General features: G+C 39.9%; 18 protein-coding genes. 11 read left to right on the top strand and 7 right to left on the bottom strand.

Features of this window, described 5'->3' with window-relative positions:
• The 6 genes from MST17_RS13490 to MST17_RS13465 all read left to right on the top strand — a co-directional run bounded on the left by MST17_RS13490 (position 1) and on the right by MST17_RS13465 (position 6,521).
• Positions 1-993 carry a Fic family protein gene (locus tag MST17_RS13490; RefSeq protein ID WP_180025998.1) on the top strand — a complete coding sequence of 331 codons (993 nt, stop codon included), beginning with the start codon at positions 1-3 and terminating at the stop codon, positions 991-993.
• 158 nt (positions 994-1,151) lie between these two features.
• A complete protein-coding gene (locus MST17_RS13485; protein WP_180025997.1) occupies positions 1,152-2,741 on the top strand; it encodes a peptide chain release factor 3 in 1,590 nt (529 codons plus the stop codon).
• 106 nt (positions 2,742-2,847) lie between these two features.
• On the top strand, positions 2,848-3,675 hold the full coding sequence (locus MST17_RS13480; protein WP_180025996.1) for a hypothetical protein: 828 nt from the start codon (positions 2,848-2,850) through the stop codon (positions 3,673-3,675).
• A gap of 74 nt (positions 3,676-3,749) precedes the next feature.
• A complete protein-coding gene (locus MST17_RS13475; RefSeq protein ID WP_180025995.1) occupies positions 3,750-4,733 on the top strand; it encodes an RsiV family protein in 984 nt (327 codons plus the stop codon).
• A gap of 8 nt (positions 4,734-4,741) precedes the next feature.
• Positions 4,742-5,563 carry a TatD family hydrolase gene (locus MST17_RS13470; protein ID WP_180025994.1) on the top strand — a complete coding sequence of 274 codons (822 nt, stop codon included), beginning with the start codon at positions 4,742-4,744 and terminating at the stop codon, positions 5,561-5,563.
• A gap of 151 nt (positions 5,564-5,714) precedes the next feature.
• Entirely contained in the window at positions 5,715-6,521 is an 807-nt protein-coding gene (locus MST17_RS13465; protein ID WP_078189642.1) for an enoyl-ACP reductase, read from the top strand.
• 162 nt (positions 6,522-6,683) lie between these two features.
• Here MST17_RS13465 and secB read toward each other — a convergent pair whose 3' ends face one another.
• The 4 genes from secB to rsgA all read right to left on the bottom strand — a co-directional run bounded on the left by secB (position 6,684) and on the right by rsgA (position 9,014).
• On the bottom strand, positions 6,684-7,139 hold the full coding sequence (gene secB / locus MST17_RS13460) for a protein-export chaperone SecB (RefSeq protein WP_078189641.1): 456 nt from the start codon (positions 7,137-7,139) through the stop codon (positions 6,684-6,686).
• Between the two features lie 40 nt (positions 7,140-7,179).
• Positions 7,180-7,434: a glutaredoxin 3 gene (grxC, locus tag MST17_RS13455; RefSeq protein ID WP_078189640.1), complete on the bottom strand. Its 255-nt coding sequence runs from the start codon at positions 7,432-7,434 to the stop codon at positions 7,180-7,182.
• 20 nt (positions 7,435-7,454) lie between these two features.
• The gene (locus MST17_RS13450; protein ID WP_078189639.1) at positions 7,455-7,862 is read right to left on the bottom strand and encodes a rhodanese-like domain-containing protein; all 408 of its coding nucleotides are present in this window, start codon (positions 7,860-7,862) and stop codon (positions 7,455-7,457) included.
• Positions 7,863-7,955: 93 nt separating this feature from the next.
• Positions 7,956-9,014: a ribosome small subunit-dependent GTPase A gene (rsgA, locus tag MST17_RS13445; RefSeq protein ID WP_180004539.1), complete on the bottom strand. Its 1,059-nt coding sequence runs from the start codon at positions 9,012-9,014 to the stop codon at positions 7,956-7,958.
• Positions 9,015-9,139: 125 nt separating this feature from the next.
• Between rsgA and orn the strand changes: the two genes are divergently transcribed.
• Complete coding sequence (gene orn / locus MST17_RS13440; RefSeq protein WP_067763591.1) at positions 9,140-9,697, top strand: oligoribonuclease; 558 nt, start codon at positions 9,140-9,142, stop codon at positions 9,695-9,697.
• 56 nt (positions 9,698-9,753) lie between these two features.
• On the opposite strand, the gene MST17_RS13435 is transcribed toward orn, so the two are convergent.
• The gene (locus MST17_RS13435; RefSeq protein ID WP_180025993.1) at positions 9,754-10,194 is read right to left on the bottom strand and encodes a GNAT family N-acetyltransferase; all 441 of its coding nucleotides are present in this window, start codon (positions 10,192-10,194) and stop codon (positions 9,754-9,756) included.
• A 198-nt stretch (positions 10,195-10,392) separates the two neighbouring features.
• Here MST17_RS13435 and MST17_RS13430 point away from each other — a divergent pair, with 198 nt between their 5' ends.
• The 4 genes from MST17_RS13430 to MST17_RS13415 all read left to right on the top strand — a co-directional run bounded on the left by MST17_RS13430 (position 10,393) and on the right by MST17_RS13415 (position 19,211).
• Entirely contained in the window at positions 10,393-11,163 is a 771-nt protein-coding gene (locus MST17_RS13430) for a ThiF family adenylyltransferase (RefSeq protein WP_180025992.1), read from the top strand.
• 116 nt (positions 11,164-11,279) lie between these two features.
• Positions 11,280-13,094 carry a tetratricopeptide repeat protein gene (locus tag MST17_RS13425; RefSeq protein ID WP_180025991.1) on the top strand — a complete coding sequence of 605 codons (1,815 nt, stop codon included), beginning with the start codon at positions 11,280-11,282 and terminating at the stop codon, positions 13,092-13,094.
• Between the two features lie 236 nt (positions 13,095-13,330).
• Entirely contained in the window at positions 13,331-16,105 is a 2,775-nt protein-coding gene (locus tag MST17_RS13420) for a type VI secretion system Vgr family protein (protein ID WP_180025990.1), read from the top strand.
• 13 nt (positions 16,106-16,118) lie between these two features.
• Positions 16,119-19,211, top strand: coding sequence for a hypothetical protein (locus tag MST17_RS13415; protein ID WP_180025989.1), 3,093 nt, complete (start codon positions 16,119-16,121; stop codon positions 19,209-19,211).
• A 28-nt stretch (positions 19,212-19,239) separates the two neighbouring features.
• Here MST17_RS13415 and MST17_RS13410 read toward each other — a convergent pair whose 3' ends face one another.
• Together MST17_RS13410 and MST17_RS13405 are read right to left on the bottom strand one after the other, a co-directional pair.
• Complete coding sequence (locus MST17_RS13410; protein ID WP_180007204.1) at positions 19,240-20,190, bottom strand: SUMF1/EgtB/PvdO family nonheme iron enzyme; 951 nt, start codon at positions 20,188-20,190, stop codon at positions 19,240-19,242.
• Between the two features lie 131 nt (positions 20,191-20,321).
• Positions 20,322-21,725, bottom strand: coding sequence for an efflux transporter outer membrane subunit (locus MST17_RS13405; protein WP_180007263.1), 1,404 nt, complete (start codon positions 21,723-21,725; stop codon positions 20,322-20,324).
• Positions 21,726-21,728 lie beyond the last annotated feature (3 nt).

Raw genomic sequence — 21,728 nt, 5'->3', positions numbered from 1 at the left:
ATGAAATATCAACCGCCTTATACTATTACCTCAAAAATCATCCATCTAATTGCACAGATCAGTGAGAATATAGGGCGCTTGACCGTTTTAGAAGAAATCCAAGATAGTCTTAAGCTAAGGAAGGCTAATCGTATCCGTACCATTCAAGGTTCACTTGCGATTGAAGGGAACACTCTAAGTACCGAGCAGATCACGGCGATTTTAAATGGTAAGACGGTGATTGCACCTCCGAAAGAAGTACAGGAAGTGCGTAATGCCATTAAAGCCTATGAAGCCTTTCAGCAATGGAATCCGAGTCAAGAAGCAGACTTGTTACAAGCGCATCAAATTTTAATGACAGGCTTGATTGATGAGGTTGGTCAATATCGTCATGGTGGTGTCGGTGTGATGTCAGGTGATCGAGTGGTGCATATGGCTCCACCTGCTAATCAAATCAATCGATTGATGTTTGATTTACTCGATTGGTTAAATGACAGTGATGTGCATCCACTGATTCAAAGCTCAGTATTCCATTATGAGTTTGAATTTATTCATCCATTTGCAGATGGCAATGGTCGGATGGGGAGACTATGGCAAACTTTAATATTAAGCAGATGGAATCCAATCTTTGCAAACATTCCAGTTGAAAGCCTAATCTATCAAAATCAAAAAGCCTATTATGAGGCTTTGCAAGCCAGTACTGATCGAACAGATTCAGCTCCGTTTATAGAATTTATTTTGCAGATGATTTTAGATGCAATCCTCAGCTCAAATGACACCGCTCAAGCTAGCGATCATGCTGCCGCTCAAGCTAGCGATCATGTACAGCGTTTACTTTCGGCAATGAAGCAAGAAGATTATACTTTAGCTGAATTGATGCAATTGGTTGGATTAACGCATCGAGCAACGTTCCAAAAGAATTACTTAAATCCTGCAATAGAAGCTGGTCTGATTAAACGTACCATTCCTGATAAGCCGAAAAGTCCGAAGCAAAGATATAGATTAAAAAGATAACAATACTTTCAATTGTGGATAAATCAAGACATATCCGCAATCAGTAAAATCCTATTCAAATCTGCTACAATTACGCCAATTTTGAATTCCCACTTTTTCAGTTTTAGTACATATTTAGAAATGTGTACATAACTGTGTACATATTGTAGATTTTTCTCATGTTTAAAGATCAATTAGCTAGAGAAGTAAAGGCTCGTAGAACCTTTGCTATTATTTCCCACCCCGATGCCGGTAAAACCACAATGACAGAAAAACTGTTGTTATGGGGACAGGCGATTCAGGTTGCAGGTATGGTAAAAAGCCGTAAATCTGATCGTGCGGCAACGTCTGACTGGATGGAAATGGAAAAAGAACGTGGGATTTCGATCACCACTTCGGTTATGCAGTTCCCGTTTAAAGACAAGATGATTAACTTGCTCGACACCCCAGGGCATGAAGACTTTTCTGAAGATACCTACCGTACATTAACTGCCGTTGACTCTGCACTTATGGTGATTGATGGTGCAAAAGGTGTCGAAGATCGTACGATCAAGTTGATGGAAGTGTGTCGTATGCGCGACACGCCGATTATTTCATTCGTCAACAAAATGGACCGTGAAATTCGTGAGCCATTAGAATTGCTTGATGAAATCGAAAACGTTTTAAAAATTAAATGTGTTCCGATTACTTGGCCACTGGGCACAGGTCGTGACTTTGCCGGTGTATTTAACCTACTCGAAGAAAAGTTCTACGTTTATAAGGCAGGTTTCGGTTCAACCATTACGGATATTGAAGTCCGTGATGGCTATGACTATGCAGATTTGCGTGAAAAAGTCGGTGATCTCGCTTGGGCTGCATTTGAAGAATCATTGGAATTGGTTCAAATGGCCAATGAACCTTTAGACCGTGATGAATTTTTGGCAGGTCGTCAAACGCCAGTCTTGTTTGGTACGGCACTCGGTAACTTTGGTGTGGACCACGTTTTGGATGCATTTAGTCAATATGCGCCTGAACCTAAAGCACATCCAACTCAAGACCGTAAAGTTGAAGCGACTGAAGAAGGCTTCACTGGTTTCGTCTTTAAAATTCAAGCCAATATGGATCCAAAACACCGTGACCGTATTGCATTCATGCGTATCTGTTCGGGTAAGTATGAAAAAGGCTTAAAAATGAAACATGTGCGTCTAGGTAAAGATGTGCGTATTAGTGATGCCTTAACGTTCCTTGCCGGTGACCGTCAACACCTTGAAGAAGCATGGCCGGGTGACATTATCGGTTTGCATAACCATGGTACGATTCAAATCGGTGATACTTTCACTTCGGGTGAAGATTTACATTTTACCGGTATTCCTCACTTCGCCCCTGAAATGTTCCGTCGCGTGCGTTTAAAAGATCCTTTGAAGTCAAAACAGCTACAAAAAGGCTTAAAAGAACTTTCAGAAGAAGGGGCTACTCAGGTCTTTATGCCTCAAAACAGTAACGACTTAATCGTGGGTGCTGTGGGTGTGCTTCAGTTTGAAGTTGTGGCTTATCGTCTGAAAGAAGAATACAAAGTTGATTGTATTTATGAGCCTGTAAGTATCAATACCGTACGTTGGGTATCGTGTGATGACGAGAAAAAATTCAACGAATTTAAGAAAAAAGCACACGACCAATTGTCTGTCGATGGCGGTGGTCATTTAACTTATCTTGCACCAAGTCGTGTGAATTTACAGTTAATGCAAGAACGTTATCCGGATATCGTGTTCAGCAATACACGTGAACACTAAGTTGTTCTTTTACAGAAATAAAACAGCTTCTTCGTGAAGCTGTTTTATTTTGTGGTAGAGTTTTTAAATCCATACATTACGCAATCATTTGGTCGTTTAGGACATCATGAAAAAATTCAAGGATGCTACAGTTTTTGCACTTTTGGGGAGTGTTTTGCTGCTCAGTGCATGTGATTCAGGAAAAGAAAACAAAGCGACAAAGCCGGCCGACGGTGGTGCTTCTGAAGCGGCTGTGATTAATCCAGATGTTTTGCCTTATTTAAATATCCAAGAGCAAGCCGCAAAAATCGCCAAACCGTTTTGTGAAAATAAAAGTTGTATTGATTTAGAGATACAAACCATTCAGACCGTAGATACATGGTTGAATGGCTGGATTGAAAAGAATCAGGCCAGCGTCGTACAAGATCAGATTGCATTAAAGCAAAATATGAATCTCCAACAAGCCGTCGATGCGTATGTGAAAAAATCAGATGCTTGGCAGGCAGAGTTTAAAACCAATAAAGCCTATGAATTGGCCATGTACACACGAGTTCCATATCAACAGAATCAATATGTGTTGCTGCAAATCGGTGTTGATACCAAACAGGAAAATATCACGGTCAAAGAGCGTTATTATTTTTTTGTGGCAGACCGCCGTGCGAAAAAGAATCTTAAACCTTTAGATATTATTGATGCAAAGCAACAGCAAAATATGGATGCTATTGTGCAGCAAGCCTATAGCAAATGGCTAGATGAACAAGAGGTAGATGTCAAAAAATCGGCACCGAAAAAACTCTATTGGGGCCAAGCAGATTGGTTCTTTGATCAAGAAGGTGTCGGTTTGCATTACCGTACAGATGAAATTGTCAAAGATGGTAAACAACTGGATATTTATCTCAGCAAAGCACAAACACAACAAGTATTGAAAGCTGACGTTTATCAGCATATGTTCTAAACAACGAAAGTATTTAATTTGATAAGATATTTACCAAAATAAATATCAATCATTCGAAATGAAAGGTTGAAGCAATGGTGCAAAAAAATAAAATTTGGGCAAGCTCAATATTGGCAGTTTCTGTTGCATTCACGGCGTGTCAGCCACAACAAGCTGAACCTGAAAAAAAGCCGGATCAAGCCAAAACTGAACAGCCAGATTTGAGTGCAAAACTGATTGGTGATGCGGAAAAATTACAACTGAATTTACCTGAATGTGATGGCGGGGTCTGTCCTGAAATTTCAGTTGAACGCTTAAACAGTAATCAAGCCTTTATTGATGAATTTATTGATGCGAAAATCTTAAAACAGTTAGACGAAATTCTATCTATTTCGCCTTTAGAAGATAAGACGCTGAGCACTGATGCTCCCGCTGCAAGTGAAGTTCCTGCAGCATCTGAAACAAAATCTGCTTTGGCCAAGGTTGAAACGCCCAAATTAAAATTGGAAAAAGCCACGCAGCCTTATATGCAAGCGTTTTTAAATTTAGATAAAGAATTGAAATCTTTAAGTGCCAATCAGCAAATCAGTTTGATGATTAAACCTAAAATATTGAATGCTGAAAAACCCTTGGCAACAGTGGTTTTAAATACCAGTTCATATTTAGGTGGAGCGCATGGTTCTTCTGCACAGCAATATTATAACTTCGATTTAAGCACTCAAAAATTGGTACAGCTCAATGACATATTATTGCCTAATCAACGTGCAGAGCTTGAAAAGCGGGGCTATGAAGTCTTTAAAACTTGGGTGAAAGATGCCAAGTTGGCAGACAATATTCAAGAATACGAACAGATTTGGAAATTTAAACTGTCTGATAATTTTTATCTGAGTCAGCAAGGTTTAATTTTGCAATATGCCGAATATGAAATTGGGCCGTATGTGGTGGGTTTACCTCGCTTGACCATTCCCTATGATCAATTGCAAAGTGTATTGAAAAAGCAATATCTACCTCCAGTTGAAGCTGTTGAAGCTGTTGAAGCTGTTGAAGCTGTTGAAGCCTCAGCCGCAAAAGCAAATTAATTAGTTCAATGACTTACTCACTGTTTGATACGCATACGCATTTTGATGTCCCTGATTTTGACGCTGATCGGGAACAGTTGGCGTATGCTGCCAAACAGGCGGGTGTCGATGCGTTGGTATTGATTGGTTTTTTACAGTCACGTTTTCAAGATTTGCTGCAAACTCAAGAGTTTTTAGCTCGTTTATCCAATGTTCCAAAAAGCTATTTAGCTCCCGGCTTACATCCGTTTTATATTGAGCAACATCGTACAGAACATTTGCTCGATGTGGAGCAGATGCTAAAGCAGCATGATTGTGTTGCTGTCGGTGAAATAGGTTTAGATACCTTTTTGAAACAGCATAAACAGCCTGAACTTTTTCAAAAGCAGCAGCAGTATTTTTCCGCACAACTTGAGTTAGCACAGCAGTTTGATAAACCCATTTTGCTGCATATTCGCAAATCCCATGCGGAGGTGCTTTCGATGCTAAAGCAGCATCAATTTAAACTCGGTGGTATCGCACATGCATTTAGTGGTGGTGTTGAAGAAGCGAAGGCATTTACCAAACTAGGTTTTAAAATTGGTATAACAGGGCAAATCACCAATCCTAATGCAAAAAAATTACATCAAGTGGTTCAGACTTTGGATGTAGATCATTTGGTCTTAGAAACCGACTGTCCAGATATGACACCCTTATGTTGTCAGCATTCGACGGAAGGGCGTACTCGTAATACGCCGGTCAATTTGCCCTATGTCTTGCAGGGGTTAGCTCAGAGCTTAAACCGTACTGAATCTGAGATTGCACAGATCTTATGGACTAATTCATTACAAGCATTGCATCTGGACGCTTAAGGGCCAATAAATATTGATGCTGCTTGATTGAATCTAGTTTCATTCGCATCGTGCATGCAATGATGGTTTTCTAAAAAAAGGCGCATTATGCAATTTCTAAAATGCTTTAGACTTGGCATTATGCTGTTAAATTATTTTGAGTGAGTTTCACATGGCACAAGGACTATTGGCTGGCAAACGCTTTTTAATCGCGGGTATTGCAAGTAAGTTATCAATCGCATTTGGTATTGCGCAAGCTTTACATCGCGAAGGTGCAGAACTGGCTTTTACATATCCAAATGAAAAATTAAAAAAACGTGTAGATGATTTTGCTGAACAATTTGGTTCAACTTTAGTTTTCCCATGTGATGTCGCAGTGGACGCTGAAATTGATACCGCTTTTGCTGAACTTGCTAAACATTGGGATGGTCTAGACGGTGTTGTGCATTCAATTGGTTTTGCACCGGCACATACTTTAGATGGCGATTTCACTGATATTACCGACCGTGAAGGTTTTAAAATTGCTCACGACATCAGCGCATATAGCTTTATTGCGATGGCTCGTGCGGCAAAACCTTTATTGGCTGCACGTCAAGGTTGCTTATTGACGCTGACTTACCAAGGTTCTGAACGCGTAATGCCAAACTATAACGTTATGGGCATGGCAAAAGCGTCACTAGAAGCAGGCGTACGTTATTTGGCAACAAGTCTTGGTGCTGAAGGTATTCGTGTAAATGCGATTTCAGCAGGTCCGATTCGTACCTTAGCGGCTTCAGGGATTAAATCTTTCCGTAAAATGTTAGACCTAAATGAAAAAGTCGCACCACTTAAACGCAATGTCACCATTGAAGATGTCGGTAATGCAGCATTGTTCCTTTGCTCGCCTTGGGCAAATGGTATTACAGGTGAAATTCTGTATGTTGATGCTGGCTTTAATACTGTAGGTATGAGCGCTGATCTGATGGCAGATGCTGAGTAATTCTCTTTAAGTTCCCTCTCCCTTTGGGAGAGGGCTAGGGTGAGGGAATAAAATCCTCTCCCCTTGGAAACAGTATTTCTCATCTCCTAGAAGAAGAGGGAATAAATAAAGCAATAAAAAAGACCGCTAAAAGCGGTCTTTTTTAGATTTAAAGATAAGCGATTAAGCTTGGCCTTCAGCAGCAGTTTGCGCACGTTGCAAATTCGCTTCGAATTCAGCATCGAAGTTAATTGGTGTAAGCAATAATTGTGGGAAGCTGCCTTTAGTAACCATATCGTTCACTGCTTCACGTAGGAATGGGAACAAGATATTTGGGCAGTAAGCACCAAGAATGTACGGAAGACGTTCTTCTTCAACGCTATCGATCAGGAAGATACCTGCTTGAGTAACGTCAACGATAAATGCAGTGTCACCCGCATTGTTCGCTTGAACGACAACTTTCAGTGAAACTTCGAAGTGTGTTGGATCAACTTTTTCTGCAGAAGAAGAAAGGTTGATATTTAGTTCAGGCTGCCATTCTTTAGTAAATACTTGAGCCCCAGGTACTTCGAAAGAAATATCTTTAGTATAAATACGCTCTAATGCCAATTGTGGTTGAGCTTGTTGTTCTTCACTCATTGTTTATTCCTTAATATGAGGTGACGATTTATGTTTAAAATTAAGATAGCATGCCGTCGAGTTTGCCTTCACGCTCTAAAGCATAAAGTTGGTCAAAACCGCCAATAAACTGATCATTAATAAAAATTTGAGGAACGGTACGGTGGTTGGTGCGTTGCATCAATTCAACACGTACTTCAGGCGCTTCATTTGATAAATTAATTTCTTTATAAGCCACGCCTTTACGCTCTAGGAGCTGTTTTGCACGAATGCAGTAAGGACATACAGTTGTTGAATAAATCGTAACTTCAGCCATGTTAATCTCCTAAGAAGCGCTTATTTGCTTTTAACTAAAGGTAAGCCTTGAGCTTTCCAGTTGCTAATGCCGCCATCTAGACGGTATGCATCAGCATGACCGACTTGTTGCAATGCAGAACCTGCCACTTGACCAAGGTTACATACAAAAACCAACGGGCGATCAGAAGTTTTTAACTCTTCAATGTGTTTTGTAATTTGGCTATATGGAATATTACGGCTACCGCTAATATGACCTTCGCGGAAGTCTTTCGCATCACGTAAGTCAATCAATTGAGCATTTTTAGCTTTAACTAAAATCCCTAAAGATTGAGGTGAAATTTTGCGACCATTACGCTGGCCTTCAAGAATAAAGAACAGCACGACCAATACAGCCAGCGTTCCAAATAAGAAGGGGTGATTCCCCATAAATTCGAACCAACGTTCCACAATTCACCTAACTACAATTTTAAATTGCCAAGAGTATAGCCCATAAATATGGTGATCAAAATCACCCCTTCAAGGGCATGAACAGAATAAAAATTAATTTTTTTGCTGCGCTTCCGTGATTTCGTCGATCAGACGTAAATAACTGTCTAATCGGCGCGGTAAAATTTCGCCATTTTGAGCCGCCATTCTAAGCGCACATTGCTTTTCATGTTTATGCGTACAGTTACGGAACTGGCAATAGCCCAAATGTGACTCGATCTCAGGGAAACCTTGCTGAACTTTTTCCAATTCTAGGTGCCATAAACCAAATTCACGGATTCCTGGTGAATCAATCAATGCAGAACCTTCACCAAACGCAATTAAGCGCGTAGAGGTGGTGGTGTGCTGACCGAGCGCGGAGTTTTCCGAAATAATATTGGTTTTTTGCGCAGCATCCGGAACAATGGCATTAATTAAAGTGCTCTTACCAACCCCAGACTGACCTACAAATGCGACAGTTTCACCAGAAAGTCGAGCAGAAAGTGCGCTTAAGTCACCATCGGATTGGGTTTGCATGACCTCATAGCCCAAGTCACGATATTCTTGTAATAGCGTTAAGATCGGATCGTTGTCTTTAAGCAAGTCGGATTTATTTAAGACCAATAAGGCTGGAATATCAGCATCTGCACAGGCCACCAAATAGCGGTCAATCAGGCCAGGTGCTGGCTCAGGAAGCGGTGCAAATACAATCACAATCAGGCTGACATTGGCTGCGACAGGTTTCACTTTGTGATAACGGTCAGGGCGTGTCAGTAAAGATTGGCGTGGATGAATCGCGGTAATAATCCCTAAACCTGTGATCGGGTCAGCTTGCCATTTGACACGGTCACCCGTCACCAATAATTCGAGATTGGTACGGGTATGGCAGCGCCAAACACTGCCTAATTCGATAGGTTTCCAATGTGGTTCAGGTTCACCTGCTTGCACAATGGGTTTTTCAGGATGCTGGTCGGGTGTAGACAGCGCTTGAACTTCAAGTTGACGACCATAATGTTGGACGACCAAGCCTTCCAAATCTGCAGAAGTATCGATTTCTTCCTGACGAGATTTATGTTGCTTCTGAATGCGACGTTGCTGCTGTTCAGTCAGTCGGCGCTTACGAATTAAAGCCATTCATATCCTAAAAAACCATGAAAACTAGATGGCAAAAATAGCATGAAAGCAGGGTCTATTTACAGCGCAAGCCCAATAAATTTGCTACTATGTTCATTTTTACAGCCTAATAAGATTGCACATTTATGAGCAGCACACCTGATACACGCCTGATTTGGATTGACCTTGAAATGACAGGTCTAGATACAGATAACGACCAGATTATTGAAGTTGCAACAATTGTGACGGATGATAATTTAAATATTCTGGCGGAAGGGCCTGTGCTTGCGGTACATCAGTCTGACCGTGTGCTCAATGCGATGGATGAATGGAATACTCGCCAACATGGTCAATCAGGCCTAATCGAACGTGTACGTCGTAGTAAATTGACAGCACAAGATGCTGAACAGCAAACTTTAGAATTTTTGAAAAAATGGGTGAATCCAAAATCATCACCGATGTGTGGTAACTCAATTTGCCAAGATCGTCGTTTCTTACATCGTTTAATGCCTGAAATGGAACAATACTTCCACTACCGTAATCTTGATGTATCATCAGTGAAAGAATTGGCGAAACGCTGGCGCCCAGAAATCATGGGTGGCTTGAAGAAAAATGCGTCGCATTTGGCGATGGATGATATCCGTGACTCGATTGCAGAGCTCAAATACTACCGTGAATATTTCTTTATTATGAATAAAGACTAAGGTTGTAAGATCGAAAAAGAGGCGAAAGCCTCTTTTTTTTATCCGAGATATTTTCTCTATCGTTGATAGATGTTGGCTTGATGAATCTCGAGGAAATTTGCAGGTTGAGCCAAATCGGTAAAGCCAAATTGACGATATAGGCCATGTGCATCCGCCGTTGCAAGTAACATGCGTCTGAGATCTACGGCGCCACATTTTTCAAATAAAGTACTCACTATCAATTTTGAATAGCCTTTGCCTCGATGCTCATCGGCGACATAAATATCGGCTAAATAGGCAAAAGTTGCATAATCCGTAATGGCACGACCAAAACCGATGAGTTCATCATCGAGAAGTAAGGCCACGGCCAAAGAGTTTTCAATCGCTTTTTTCACCACATGTTTTGGAATATCTTTTGACCAATAGGTATGGCTTAAAAAGCGATGCACGGTGTCTAAATCTATTTCATTTTTGTCATCGGTGATTTTTAAATTATTTGGAAGAGGATGGATGTCCATAGCAATACACACTTGAGTTTTTGATCTATGGTTATATTTTTAAAATAGATCTTCGTTCGCTGTAAATGTTTATTTTGATGGATTTAGACCTGATGCGAATGCCGCTCTATTGCGATGTATGCTGAATTGCGTTTTATCAAAGAAAATAAGTAGCGAATTTGCTAAAATGGCGGCTGATTTAACACTGCCTCCAAACCTATGACTGAACTGCTCCAAGATGATGAATATGACCGCCGTTTTGCTGGCGTAGCCAAAATATATGGTGATGAAAGTTTTCATCATTATGAAAAAAGTCATGTCATGGTGATTGGGATCGGTGGTGTAGGCTCATGGGCGGTCGAAGCTTTAGCGCGTACTGGTATTGGTGAGCTGACCTTGGTCGATATGGATGTAGTTGCTGCATCGAATATTAATCGACAATTGCCGGCCATGAGCACGACACTAGGACATGAAAAAATTGAAGTGATGGCAGAGCGCTGCCGTGCGATTAATCCCCGAATCAAAATAAATTTGATTGATGATTATCTCACACCCGAAAATGTCAAAGAAATTTTGGCAAGTGCTCCTGACCTGATTTTAGATTGTATTGATGATGTGAAGGCCAAATTTGCCTTAATGCTACATTGCCGTTTTAATAAAATTCCGTTGATCGTTTCCGGTGGAGCAGGGGGTAAACTTGATCCGCTGAAAATCCGAGTCGCAGATTTATCAAGAACAGAGCAAGACCCGATGTTAGCTAAATTGCGCACACAATTACGCGGCAAAGGCATTTGTAAAAAGCCGAAAGAAAAGTTTGGGATTACCTGTGTTTATTCGATTGATAATCCATTTTCCAGTGCTGATGTTTGTCCAAGTGCAGGACTGCGCTGTGGTGGTTATGGCTCGGCAGTTGCGGTCACATCGAGCTTTGCAATGGTTGCTGTGGCAGAGGTTTTAAAAAAATTAGACGCAAAGCGTGTAAAAGCATGACTGCTATCGCATTTTGAAAAAAATAAAGCACCGAAAGCGGTGCTTTTTTTGTATATAGAATTAAAATCAGACACAATGTTGGAATAATTAAAATATTGATTTTTTTTGGGGCGAGTATGTGGTTTTTACTGATACTAATTTTGGGGATGGGAGCACTTGCATTTTGGATGTGGAAAAGACCCGATCCAGTAAAACGCGATCAGGCCAAAGCGGTTGGGCATGACTTGTGGATAGACCAATTAGATGCACAGCTGAAATTTGCAGAACGTTTAATGCTTGATGCACCAACCGACTATACGCGGGCCTATGAGTTGTATCAAAATTTGGCCAAACAGCATGAAATTCCGCAGGCCTATGTCGCAATGGGGCAGATGCATTTACAAGGTTTAGGCCGAGAAGTCAGTGTGGAAAATGCGCTGGCTTTGTTGGAAAAAGCCAATAGTTTAGGCAGTGATGATGCTGCATATGTGTTGGGGCAAGTTGAAGAAGGCGTCTATGGCGGTGTGCCCAATATTGAAAAAGCGCAGTATTGGTATCGACATGCGATTTCACGTGGTCATTTGGATGCGCAATATCGACTCGCCGAATTAAACCCAGAAGATCAAACGCATGCCGAGCAGCAACATTTAGATTTGTTGCAAAAAAATGCGGACAATGGACATGCCAATTCACAGTATCAATTGGCACAGCACTATTTAAACCAAGCCACGCCAAATATTGCTTTGGGATTGGAATATTTACTGAAAGCTGCCCAACAAGATCATATGGCGGCTATTCAGCAGTTGCAGCAATTCTATGCACAAGGAAAGTTTCTTGCGCAAAATGATGAAAAGTCATTGCAATATTTAAAGCGAGGATTGCTTTTAGGGCATCAGCAGCAGTTGTATGAATATTATCAAGCGGTGTTGATGGGTAAGATCGATGTCGATCAGCGTCAGCGGGTTTATCATGATCTTTTGCAGCAGGCCAAAGAGCACAAAGTTGCGGCAGCCAGCCGATTATTAGGCATTGCACATTTTCATGGTTGGTACTTGGAGAAGCAGGAAACTTTAGGTTTTCGCTTTCTGACCGAAGCTGCTCAACTTAAAGATGCTGATGCAATTAGTCTTATTGCAGCACTGTATTTTGAAAAGTATTTGGTTAGTGATGATCCGCAAAAAGCATTTGAGTTATATCAAACAGCGTATCAATTCAAACCATTATTCATTAACCAAGTCGGTTTGGCACTATGCTACCTACATGGGGTCGGTGTTGAGCGAAATATCAAGCAAGCACAGCAACTTTTAATTGAAGCTGCTAGGCATTTAAATGATATGTCCATTACTTGTGTCGCCGATCAAAACTATGTGATTGGACGGTTTTATGCATTGCCAGAGTATCCATTAGCACATCGTGATCAGTGTCTGAGTTATCTGGAAAAAGCCGCAGAACAAGGTTCGCAGGATGCTGCTTGGTATCTCTACCGTTTAGCCATGGACAATATCTTGCCTGATGTACAGTTTGATGAAGCTCAAACCCAGCGAGCATTGTTGAAGGCGGCGAAATTAGGCCATCCTGATGCACTTACGCAACTGGGTCTAGTTAATTTAAAAGGACAATGGGGAGCACAAGATTTCCAACAAGCATCGCAGTATTTTTCGCAAGCGGCGGGATTAGGAAATGTGACTGCCTTGTACCAGCTTGGTGAAATGTCAGAACATGGTTTGGGTGTGCAGCAAGATTTAACTCAGGCACATAGTTATTATGCACAAGCGGCTCAGGGGATGAATGCTGCGGCGTTAACGCGATTGGGCTATTTATATATTCATGGCATGGGCGTAGAGCGTGATCTTAAAATTGCACAGCAATATTTGGAAAAAGCGGCCTTGCAAGGCTATGTCGAAGCACAAGAACAATTGGAGAATATTCACGCATTTTTAAATACCAATTAATCGTGATGCAAAGCAGTAAGGTGGTATGAAGAGACCTGAAGTTTAGTTTGATGGTCTCTACATTTTTTTAATGCAGAAATAAATAGAGTAAAAATAACATAAAGAATTGATGTAGAAATTTGAATTTTTACTTACATAAAACCCAAAAAAGCAGGCAGATTATGCCTAGAAAAATATGAGTTTTTTTGATTAAATACCCCGCATATTTTATAAAAATCTGATTTTAGATAATAACGATGCTGAACAATATTTATTCTGCACTTGAGAAATTGGGCATTAGTCCACAAAAACGTGCCTTGCATATTCAATTTTCCAATACCACGCTGAATGAACAAGTATTCTTGCAACGTATTGATGGGGAACATGCCTTAAGTGAAGGTTTGAATGTTCAGCTCATCTGTCTCTCAACTTCTGCCACGCTCGAACTGAAACAATTTATTGGCACGCAAGTCGCAATCGATCAGGTGACCGATGCGGGGCAACTTTTTCGTATTACAGGGATCATTACAGAAGCATTTCAAGGCCAAAGTGATGGTGCATTAACACTGTATAAGTTGACCTTAGAAGATGCAACGGCACTATGGCATAAGCGTCGTAATAGCCGCGTGTTTATGAATAAATCGGTCAAAGATGTGGTCGAGATTATTTTTAAGGAATGGCAAAAAAAGAGCCCACTTTTTGCAGCGAGCTTAAGTTTGGACTTAAGTGGCTTAAAAAAAGAGTATGACGTCCGGCCATTCATGATGCAAAGTAATGAAACTGACTATGATTTTATTACTCGCTTACTACGCAGTGAAGGCATTCATTGGTTGGTTGATGAAGCTCAATCTTTTGTAACATCGTCTGTGACACCCATAGCAGCTCAAAAGCTACGTTTGATTGATGAAAATAGCCAATATCAAGCTTTGGAGCGACGTAATATCCGTTTTCATCGTAGTAGTGCGACTGAAAAAAATGACAGTATGACCAGTTTTATCGGTCAGCGCAGTCTGCAACCGACGTCGGTGCATGTGCAGCGGTGGCAGGCGGATGTGCTTGAACAGGACGAGGGTGGTGGTGCAGTACAAAGCAAGCACCTACATAGTCAAAATCAAGATAATGCGAGCTTAAGCTTAGAGCAGGCATGGCATGTGAGCCCTGCATGGATGCAAGATCTGAATGGTGAAGATGCTGCAACAGCTTCTAATAGTGCTCAAGTTGAACGTCTCAATCAAAATTTTAGTGATTATTATGCAGCTCAAGCCAAACAATTTATTGCCAAAAGTACCGTGCGTGATACACAAGTTGGTTATTGGTTCAAATTGGATGAGCATCCAGAGATTGACCAGCATCGTGGTGCCGATCAAGAGTTTTTGATTTTATCCAAGTCTTTTTATAACCAAAATAATTTACCCAAAGACTTAACCGATCAAGTTACACAACTGATCCATCAAAGTCAGTGGCAAGTCAAACAAAGCGATGCGGATGAACGCCAAGCCAATACCTTGGCTTTGCAACGTCGAAATATAACGACCGTCCCTGAATTTAATCCGCTCACACATCGACCAGTAACACATCCACAGCGTGCTAAAGTTGTGGGTCCTGCTGGTGAAGAAATCCATGTTGATGAATGGGGACGGATAAAAGTCCGTTTCCTATTTACCCGTTCCGATGATCATGGTCATGATGGCGGTGCAGGTGCGAATAATAATGACACAGACTCGGCTTGGGTTGATGTACTGACGCCTTGGGCCGGCGAAGGTTATGGCGCACGCTTCTTACCTCGAATTGGTGAAATAGTTGTCGTTGATTTCTTTGATGGCAACATTGACCGACCTTTTGTCGTGGGTCGTATTCATGAAGCGCAGCGTAGTCCCACTAAATTTGACAATAAAGGACAATTACCAGATACCAAAAAACTCGCGGGAATTCGTTCTAAAGAAGTGGCGGGAGAGGGATTTGGTCAATTACGCTTTGATGACACCACGGGACAAATTAGTACGCAGTTGCAAAGTAGCCATGGTGCAACACAACTGAATTTAGGTCATTTAAGTCATCCTAAAGAAAAGGTTGAGAGTGAAAGTCGGGGTGAAGGTTTTGAGCTGAGGACGGATCAATGGGGGGCAGTTCGAGCTGGACAAGGTTTATTGGTGTCGACACATCAGCAAGCACAGGCAGGTGGGGTGCATTTAGCGAGCAATGAAGCCCATACTCAAATCGAAAGCGCATTGAATAATGCTAAAGGGCTGAGTGATGTAGCGAAAAACCAACAGACCGACCCGCTTGAAGTTTTAGAGAGTCTTCAAGCCTTTATTGAGATATTAAGTCAGGATGATCAGCAAAAAGCTGCCGAGTTTAAATCAGCCATTATGGTCTTGGCCACACCCAATTCGATTGCTTTAAGCAGTAATGAAGATATACATGTATCTGCAAATGGTCAAATCAGCCAAACTGCAGGCGATAGTATGAATATTTCCACGCAAAAATCCTTAATTGGCCATGCAGGTAAAAAAATCAGTTTATTTGCAGCACAAGATGGTTTACGTGCATTTGCTGGCAAAGGCAAAGTTGAAATTCAGGCACAAGGTGATGGACTCGATCTAATTGCACGTAAAGGCATTCAAATTGTTTCTACTGAAGATACGGTTTATATCACCAGCCCTAAAGAGGTTAATTTAACTGCGGGTGGTTCACAGATCAAAATAAATGGTTCAGGTGTGTTTCCGACTACGGGTGGCAAGTTTGAAGCGAAAGCGGGGCAGCATAAGTTTGTGGAAGGGGAAAAGGTGGAGGTTCCACCAATTAAATTAAATTCGTCACCTTGTTACTTAACATTTGAAATTGTCGATGAATTTGGTAAGCCAGGACAAGGTGTTGAATATGTAGTTTTTAAATCTGATGGTACGCAAAAAATTGGTAAGACTGATGCTAATGGTAAAACGGAAAGATTCGAAACTGATGGTCCAGAGCGAATAGGTGTGCATATTTCAGATAAAGACGCTTCAAAATATAAAATTTTGCAAAATAACTAAATTGGATAAGAAAATGGATAAATATTACGTTATTGATAATAAAATTCAGCTTAGTAAGCAGGGGGGTGGAGCGCTCTCTAAAGTAAAATATAAAGTACAAATAGTACAAAATAACAAAGTAGTAAAAGAGCTACAGGATGTAACTGATGAAAATGGGCAAACAAAAAATGTAATAGTAGAGAGTATTTGCCAACTAAGATTTTTTGTTTATGGATTTAAGAGTCCTTATTCAGCTAAAAGTGAATGGATGATCCCATTATTTTCTAAAAGTGATGTAAGTAATATTATTGTCATTGATGAAGAGAAGTTACTTGAAAACTCTAAATTTCCAAGTGAACAGAAATATGAATTAAGAAAGAAAGAATTAAGAAATACAATAAAAGTAATGAAAGAGAATTCTACGAAGGGAATTTTTTCAAACAATGGTATCGGAAAAATTAACATTCAAAAATCAGTTTTTGAATTATCGGGTAGTAAGCCAATAGACCCAAAATTTGCAGAAATACTGAAAAATAAAAACTTAAGTAATAGTAATGGTTTGATTGAACCATTTGAACGGTCACTTAAAGATTTAGGCAATAATTATATTGAATATAAAAAGAAATGTACAAAAAAAATTTATAAAGCTAAGGTATTTTTCTTGAAGACGTATTCTGTTTTTCAGTTTATGAATTCACAGTCAAAACCTATATCTAATATTCAATATCAAGTATTTGAGAAAAATAATAAGAAGCCAATTTTAAACAATTTTCCAAAGAGTGCTGAAAAAAATGGGGTAACAGGAATTGCATTCACTACCAAAAGTAGTCAGGTTAAATATAAAATAGGAAATCAAGATAAAGAGAGTGAATTTTTTCCCTCGATCACTTGTATTGATAAAAATCAAATTAATCAAATTCGTATAGGTGTAGCAATCGGTGGGAGCAGCCCGAATGAAAATACTACTGTCGGCTTAGGTAAAGCTAAAAAAATACCAATTGTAGTAAATCCTCATACTGATGAATTGTTAATATTACCTCAGGATGCTTTCGATACATTTGAAAAAATAACGCGTGACTTAGAAGATTCTATAAAAAATATACATCGTACAAAATATGAATTAGATGAAAAAATGAACTATTTATCTAGCTCTACTGCTAAGTCTACTGCTGAAATTGAAGAAATTGAAAAAAGATTAAATATTAATCAACAAAAAGCAATAGAAAAATTAAATGAAAAATTTGGAAATAAAGCAGATTTGCGAGAAGTTTTGGTTTTAGAAACCAAAGGAGATACTAAAACAGGGGAAAAACAACTATTAAGAAAATATTTAACGGCGAAGGAATATGATCAATTAAAGTCAAAGCGACTAAATGGTGAATCAAAAATAAAAATAAAAACTGCTGCGATTAAATCTAGGAATTATGAAGAAGATGGTGATATAGAAATTGACTTACTAGATATGAAGAAAAGCTTCGATGATTTAAAAGAGCAACTAAGCGTAGAAATTTATAAAAAGAAATTTGGTGATGATGAAAAAGTTATCTACGACATGATAGGTGGGATTGGTGGAGAAATTGCAGAACAATATAAAAATAGTAATGGGGTCAATGTTAGTGTTGAGTCGCAATGGATGCGCTTAGTTGCTGGAAATGGAGGTGAAGCTTCAATACATGCGACTAATAAAGGAACTTCAATTAGAGCAAAAGGCGATCTCTCTGCAAAATTTGTATTATTTGAAAAGCAAAAAGAATGGAGAAGCTTTTATCCAAGTGAAAATGGTTGGAATCTAGAGGTCGGAGATATGGCACTAGGTACTATTCGCTTTATTCGCGGTTGTAGTTTACATGGTTTTGCTGGTGCAAATATTGGATTGGCAGGTAATTTATCGGTTGATTTGCCAATGACTGTTGGTGCGCCTCAAGTTGTTTATCCTACGACACGGACACCAAGGCGTACTAATGCTACTTCCCGCGGTATTTTAAAGCCTGATGATGCTGATTTTGACAAAACAACAGAAAATCAAGTGACAGCTGAAGTAAAAGCATTTGGTGGAGCCCAAATGGGTGTTACTGCTTTAGGCTCTATAGAGTGGTATAACGATAAGACAGAGAGTCCAGCTAAGTTTGTTAATTTGGCCTCTGCAGCACCGACGGTGGGTGGAAGTATTGGTGGAGGGTTTGAGGGGAAATTTCAAATATTTCTTGAAGGTGGAAAATTTAAATTTCGTGTGGCTTTGCATGTATGTTGGGGGATCGGGGCAAAGGGAGCTTTAGACTTTGAAGTTGATTTCAAGCAAATGTGGTATTTTGCGCTGTTTGTAAAAAGTCAATTATTACAAGCGTCATTTAAACAGCTTTTATATATTAATGAATTAGCTTTCACTGCATTAGCGCAAATATTAGCTTATTGTATTGGAGATAATCATCCTTTGACACAAAATGTTAATGAATTAGTCATTGATTTTAGTGTTTGGATAAGTGGCCTTTCTTCTGATCAACAACGTTATAGAGCCGCTATGAATATCAACTCACCTAGTGGTTTAGATGGTTTAGTCATTGCCTCACCTGAAACCAAGGGGATATTGATCTATGGGGTAACACACTGGACAACTCGTACAGCTTCTTTATTTGATATGACGATTAGCATGAGTGGTTTAGATGTAGAGATTAACCGTTTTGTAACACGGAAAAATGCCATTATTAATATATTTAAAACCTGTATCTCCACTCAGGAATGGATGAATGTCATTCAACATGTGCATCCTCGTGCTAAAACCCAGTCCAAAAGTAATATGCAAAAAATTGAAGGGGATATTATTCGCTTTTTAAACTATGGCGAAGATGTCAGTATTGCTGAAGATATTATTATTGCACTCAATTCCGGGGGAGATTATGCAGGTGGTCGAGAGAACCAATGGTTAAAAGATTTCCTTAAATACCGTAAGCAGGCAAAACCGATACAAGGTTACCCTTTGAATCATTTAATTGTAAAAAATCAAGATGATATGCAATTTAAACAGTTGGATTATATGAATGGTTATGCAGATAACGACGCAATTTTAGCTACAAATTTAGATATTTTAGCTCCATTTGACGACAAGGACATACAGCTCTATCAAGCTTGAGCTTGATAGAGCTGAACGTTACGTTAGACTATAGAATCTTTTTAGTTTGGTTTACTACACAGCGTACAGAGTTGTCAAAGTTTGGATTGATTACTCCCTTAAATCTTTCAGGGAAATCTACTGGTTGAATAGGGTGAGTATGACTACGCCGTACAGTTAAACCCTCCCCCATCTGCAAGGTTTGGCCATCTAGAGGTTTAGCACTACGGAGGACTTTCTCAGTTCCTGCTTTAGGGCCTTTCGGGTTTTTTTCAGGGGAATGTTGATAATAATCTGCTGCATACCAATCAAGCATCCATTCATAGTTGTCTGTAATTAAATCATAAAAACCTAGTGCTGAAGCTGGGTATCTGCCTATTACAGAAATTTCAGCACCAATAGACTTAAATTCATGAAATAATGCTTGTCGCTGTTTAAAACTCCATACATTTACGCCATTTTCGATTTTTCCTGTATTGGTTGGAAAATGAATCTTTTGGCCTTTATTGCGGGCAGCATATTCCCACTGAGCTTCGGTCGGGAGGTCTATGTCAAGTTTTAGTTGTGTACCTAACCATTGGCAATAATTTCGTCCCTCTTGCCAAGAAACACCTGCAGAAGAAACAGGATATCTAAATTGTGAAGAGTGAGACTCGGTTGAGCCTACTTTAGGGGTATTGGTTGCAGCGCTGTATATGTCTAAATCTGCATAGGTGGCTTTATAAGCAGACATGCTAAAGCTATCTAGAGTTACTTTGTGAACAGGTTTGCTATCAATCTTGCTGTCATAATGATCAAAATCCCCCATCATAAAAGTACCACCTTCCACAAAAATCATATTCTTTTTGGTTTTTTCTAGCAATTTTTGAATTTGTGCTTGTAATTCGGGAGAAGCATTATTTTGATGATTAGAAGGTGCTTGAGTCTCGTTGGTAGTTTTTGCGCATGCACTTAAAGCAAAGGTTGATAGTAAAATAATGGCTAGGTTTTGATTGATCATATTCTTAAAAATTATAGAGTTGTTAAAATATTGCCAAAGAATAAAGCAAATTTAATATCTCAAAAAGAGAGTTTTTGTTATTTAAACCCTTTAGATGTAAAAAAAGCCCCTCAGGGCTTTTTTTATATAAATCAAGGTAACTGTTGAATCGGACTGCCACCCAACGCCTGCATTAAAGTTACATAAGCATTATATTGACTCTGTTTGGTTTGAACCAAAGACAGTCGCGCATTACGTGTGGTCTCCTGTGCATCTAGCAAGTTTTTCAACGCAATTGCACCATTTCGATAACGTACTTCAGTCAAACGCTCAGTCTTTTCTGCAAGCTGTACATTACGCTCTTGCAAAGCAACTTGTTGACTTAACTCAGTACGATTGGATAGTGCATTTTCCACATCGGCAAAAGCCTGATACAAGGTCTGACGATATTGAATAATAGATTTTTCATAATCTAAATCGCTAATCGCAAGGTCTTTCTTCATATCGTTATATTGCAAGAAAGGTAAACTTAAACTTGCACCCAAAGCCAAAGCAGGGTTTTGTAATAAATTACTCAAAGAGGTACTGCTCGATCCTAAATTGCCAGTCAAACTAATCGAAGGATAGTAACTCGCTTTCGTTGCATCTTTATTTGCCAAAGCTTTACGTAATCTTAATTCGCTCGCTTGTAAATCTGGACGGCGAGACAACAACTCGGCAGGTAAACCTGCAGCAATCGTAGGTAATGCAATTCGAGGTAAACGCTGCGGCTCTGAAATATTCAGTTGTTGCACAGGTTGATGTAACAACACAGCCAATGCAGTGCGTGTTTCCACTTTTTGTTGGGCAATTTGGCTTAAGGTCGATTTTTGACTTTGGACCGACTGTTCTGCTTGGGTTAGATCTAAACCTGACACAGCGCCAGCTTTATATTGCACCTTGACCAAGTCATAGGTTTTTTGCGTACTGGCCAAATTTTGCTGCGCAATACTGTAGCGCTCATTTAAATAGCCAAGTTGCCAATATAGGTTTGCTGTTGTTGCAATCAAGCTTTGGGCAGTGGCTTGCAGGTCTTGTTCAGTCGCTAAAGCTTCCCACTTTGCTGCTTCAGTCTGGCTAGCCAAACGACCAAATAAATCTACTTCATAACTGACGCCACCGCTGAGTGATACACCTTTTGAGGAATCATCACCTGAATTAAGGTCAAAGTTATGTCCAGTTGAAACACTTGAACTCACGCGTGGCCCTTGTTTATTTTCAGCTAAACCTGCTTGTAGCCGAGCTTGCTGTAAATTAATACCTGCAACAGCAAGGTCAGTATTGGCAGCTAAAACTTGATTCACCAACTGGTTCAATTGAGCATCATTAAACAATGTCCACCATTGGTCAGCATAAGTATCTGCATGAACTTGCTGACTCATGGCTTTCGCATTTTGAAATTGCGTCGGAATTTGTGTTGCAGGAGCTTCGTACGGCGTTTTAACCACAGCGGCACAGCCGACTAAGCTACTTCCGAGAATGAAGGCACTTGCAAGTTTAGTTAAGGTCATTTGCATCAT

The organism is Acinetobacter sp. YH16056_T, from assembly GCF_024605895.1.
Classification (GTDB): Bacteria; Pseudomonadota; Gammaproteobacteria; order Pseudomonadales; family Moraxellaceae; genus Acinetobacter; species Acinetobacter amyesii.
Note: the sequence above shows the minus strand (reverse complement) of the source record. Positions and strands in the feature narration are given on the sequence as shown.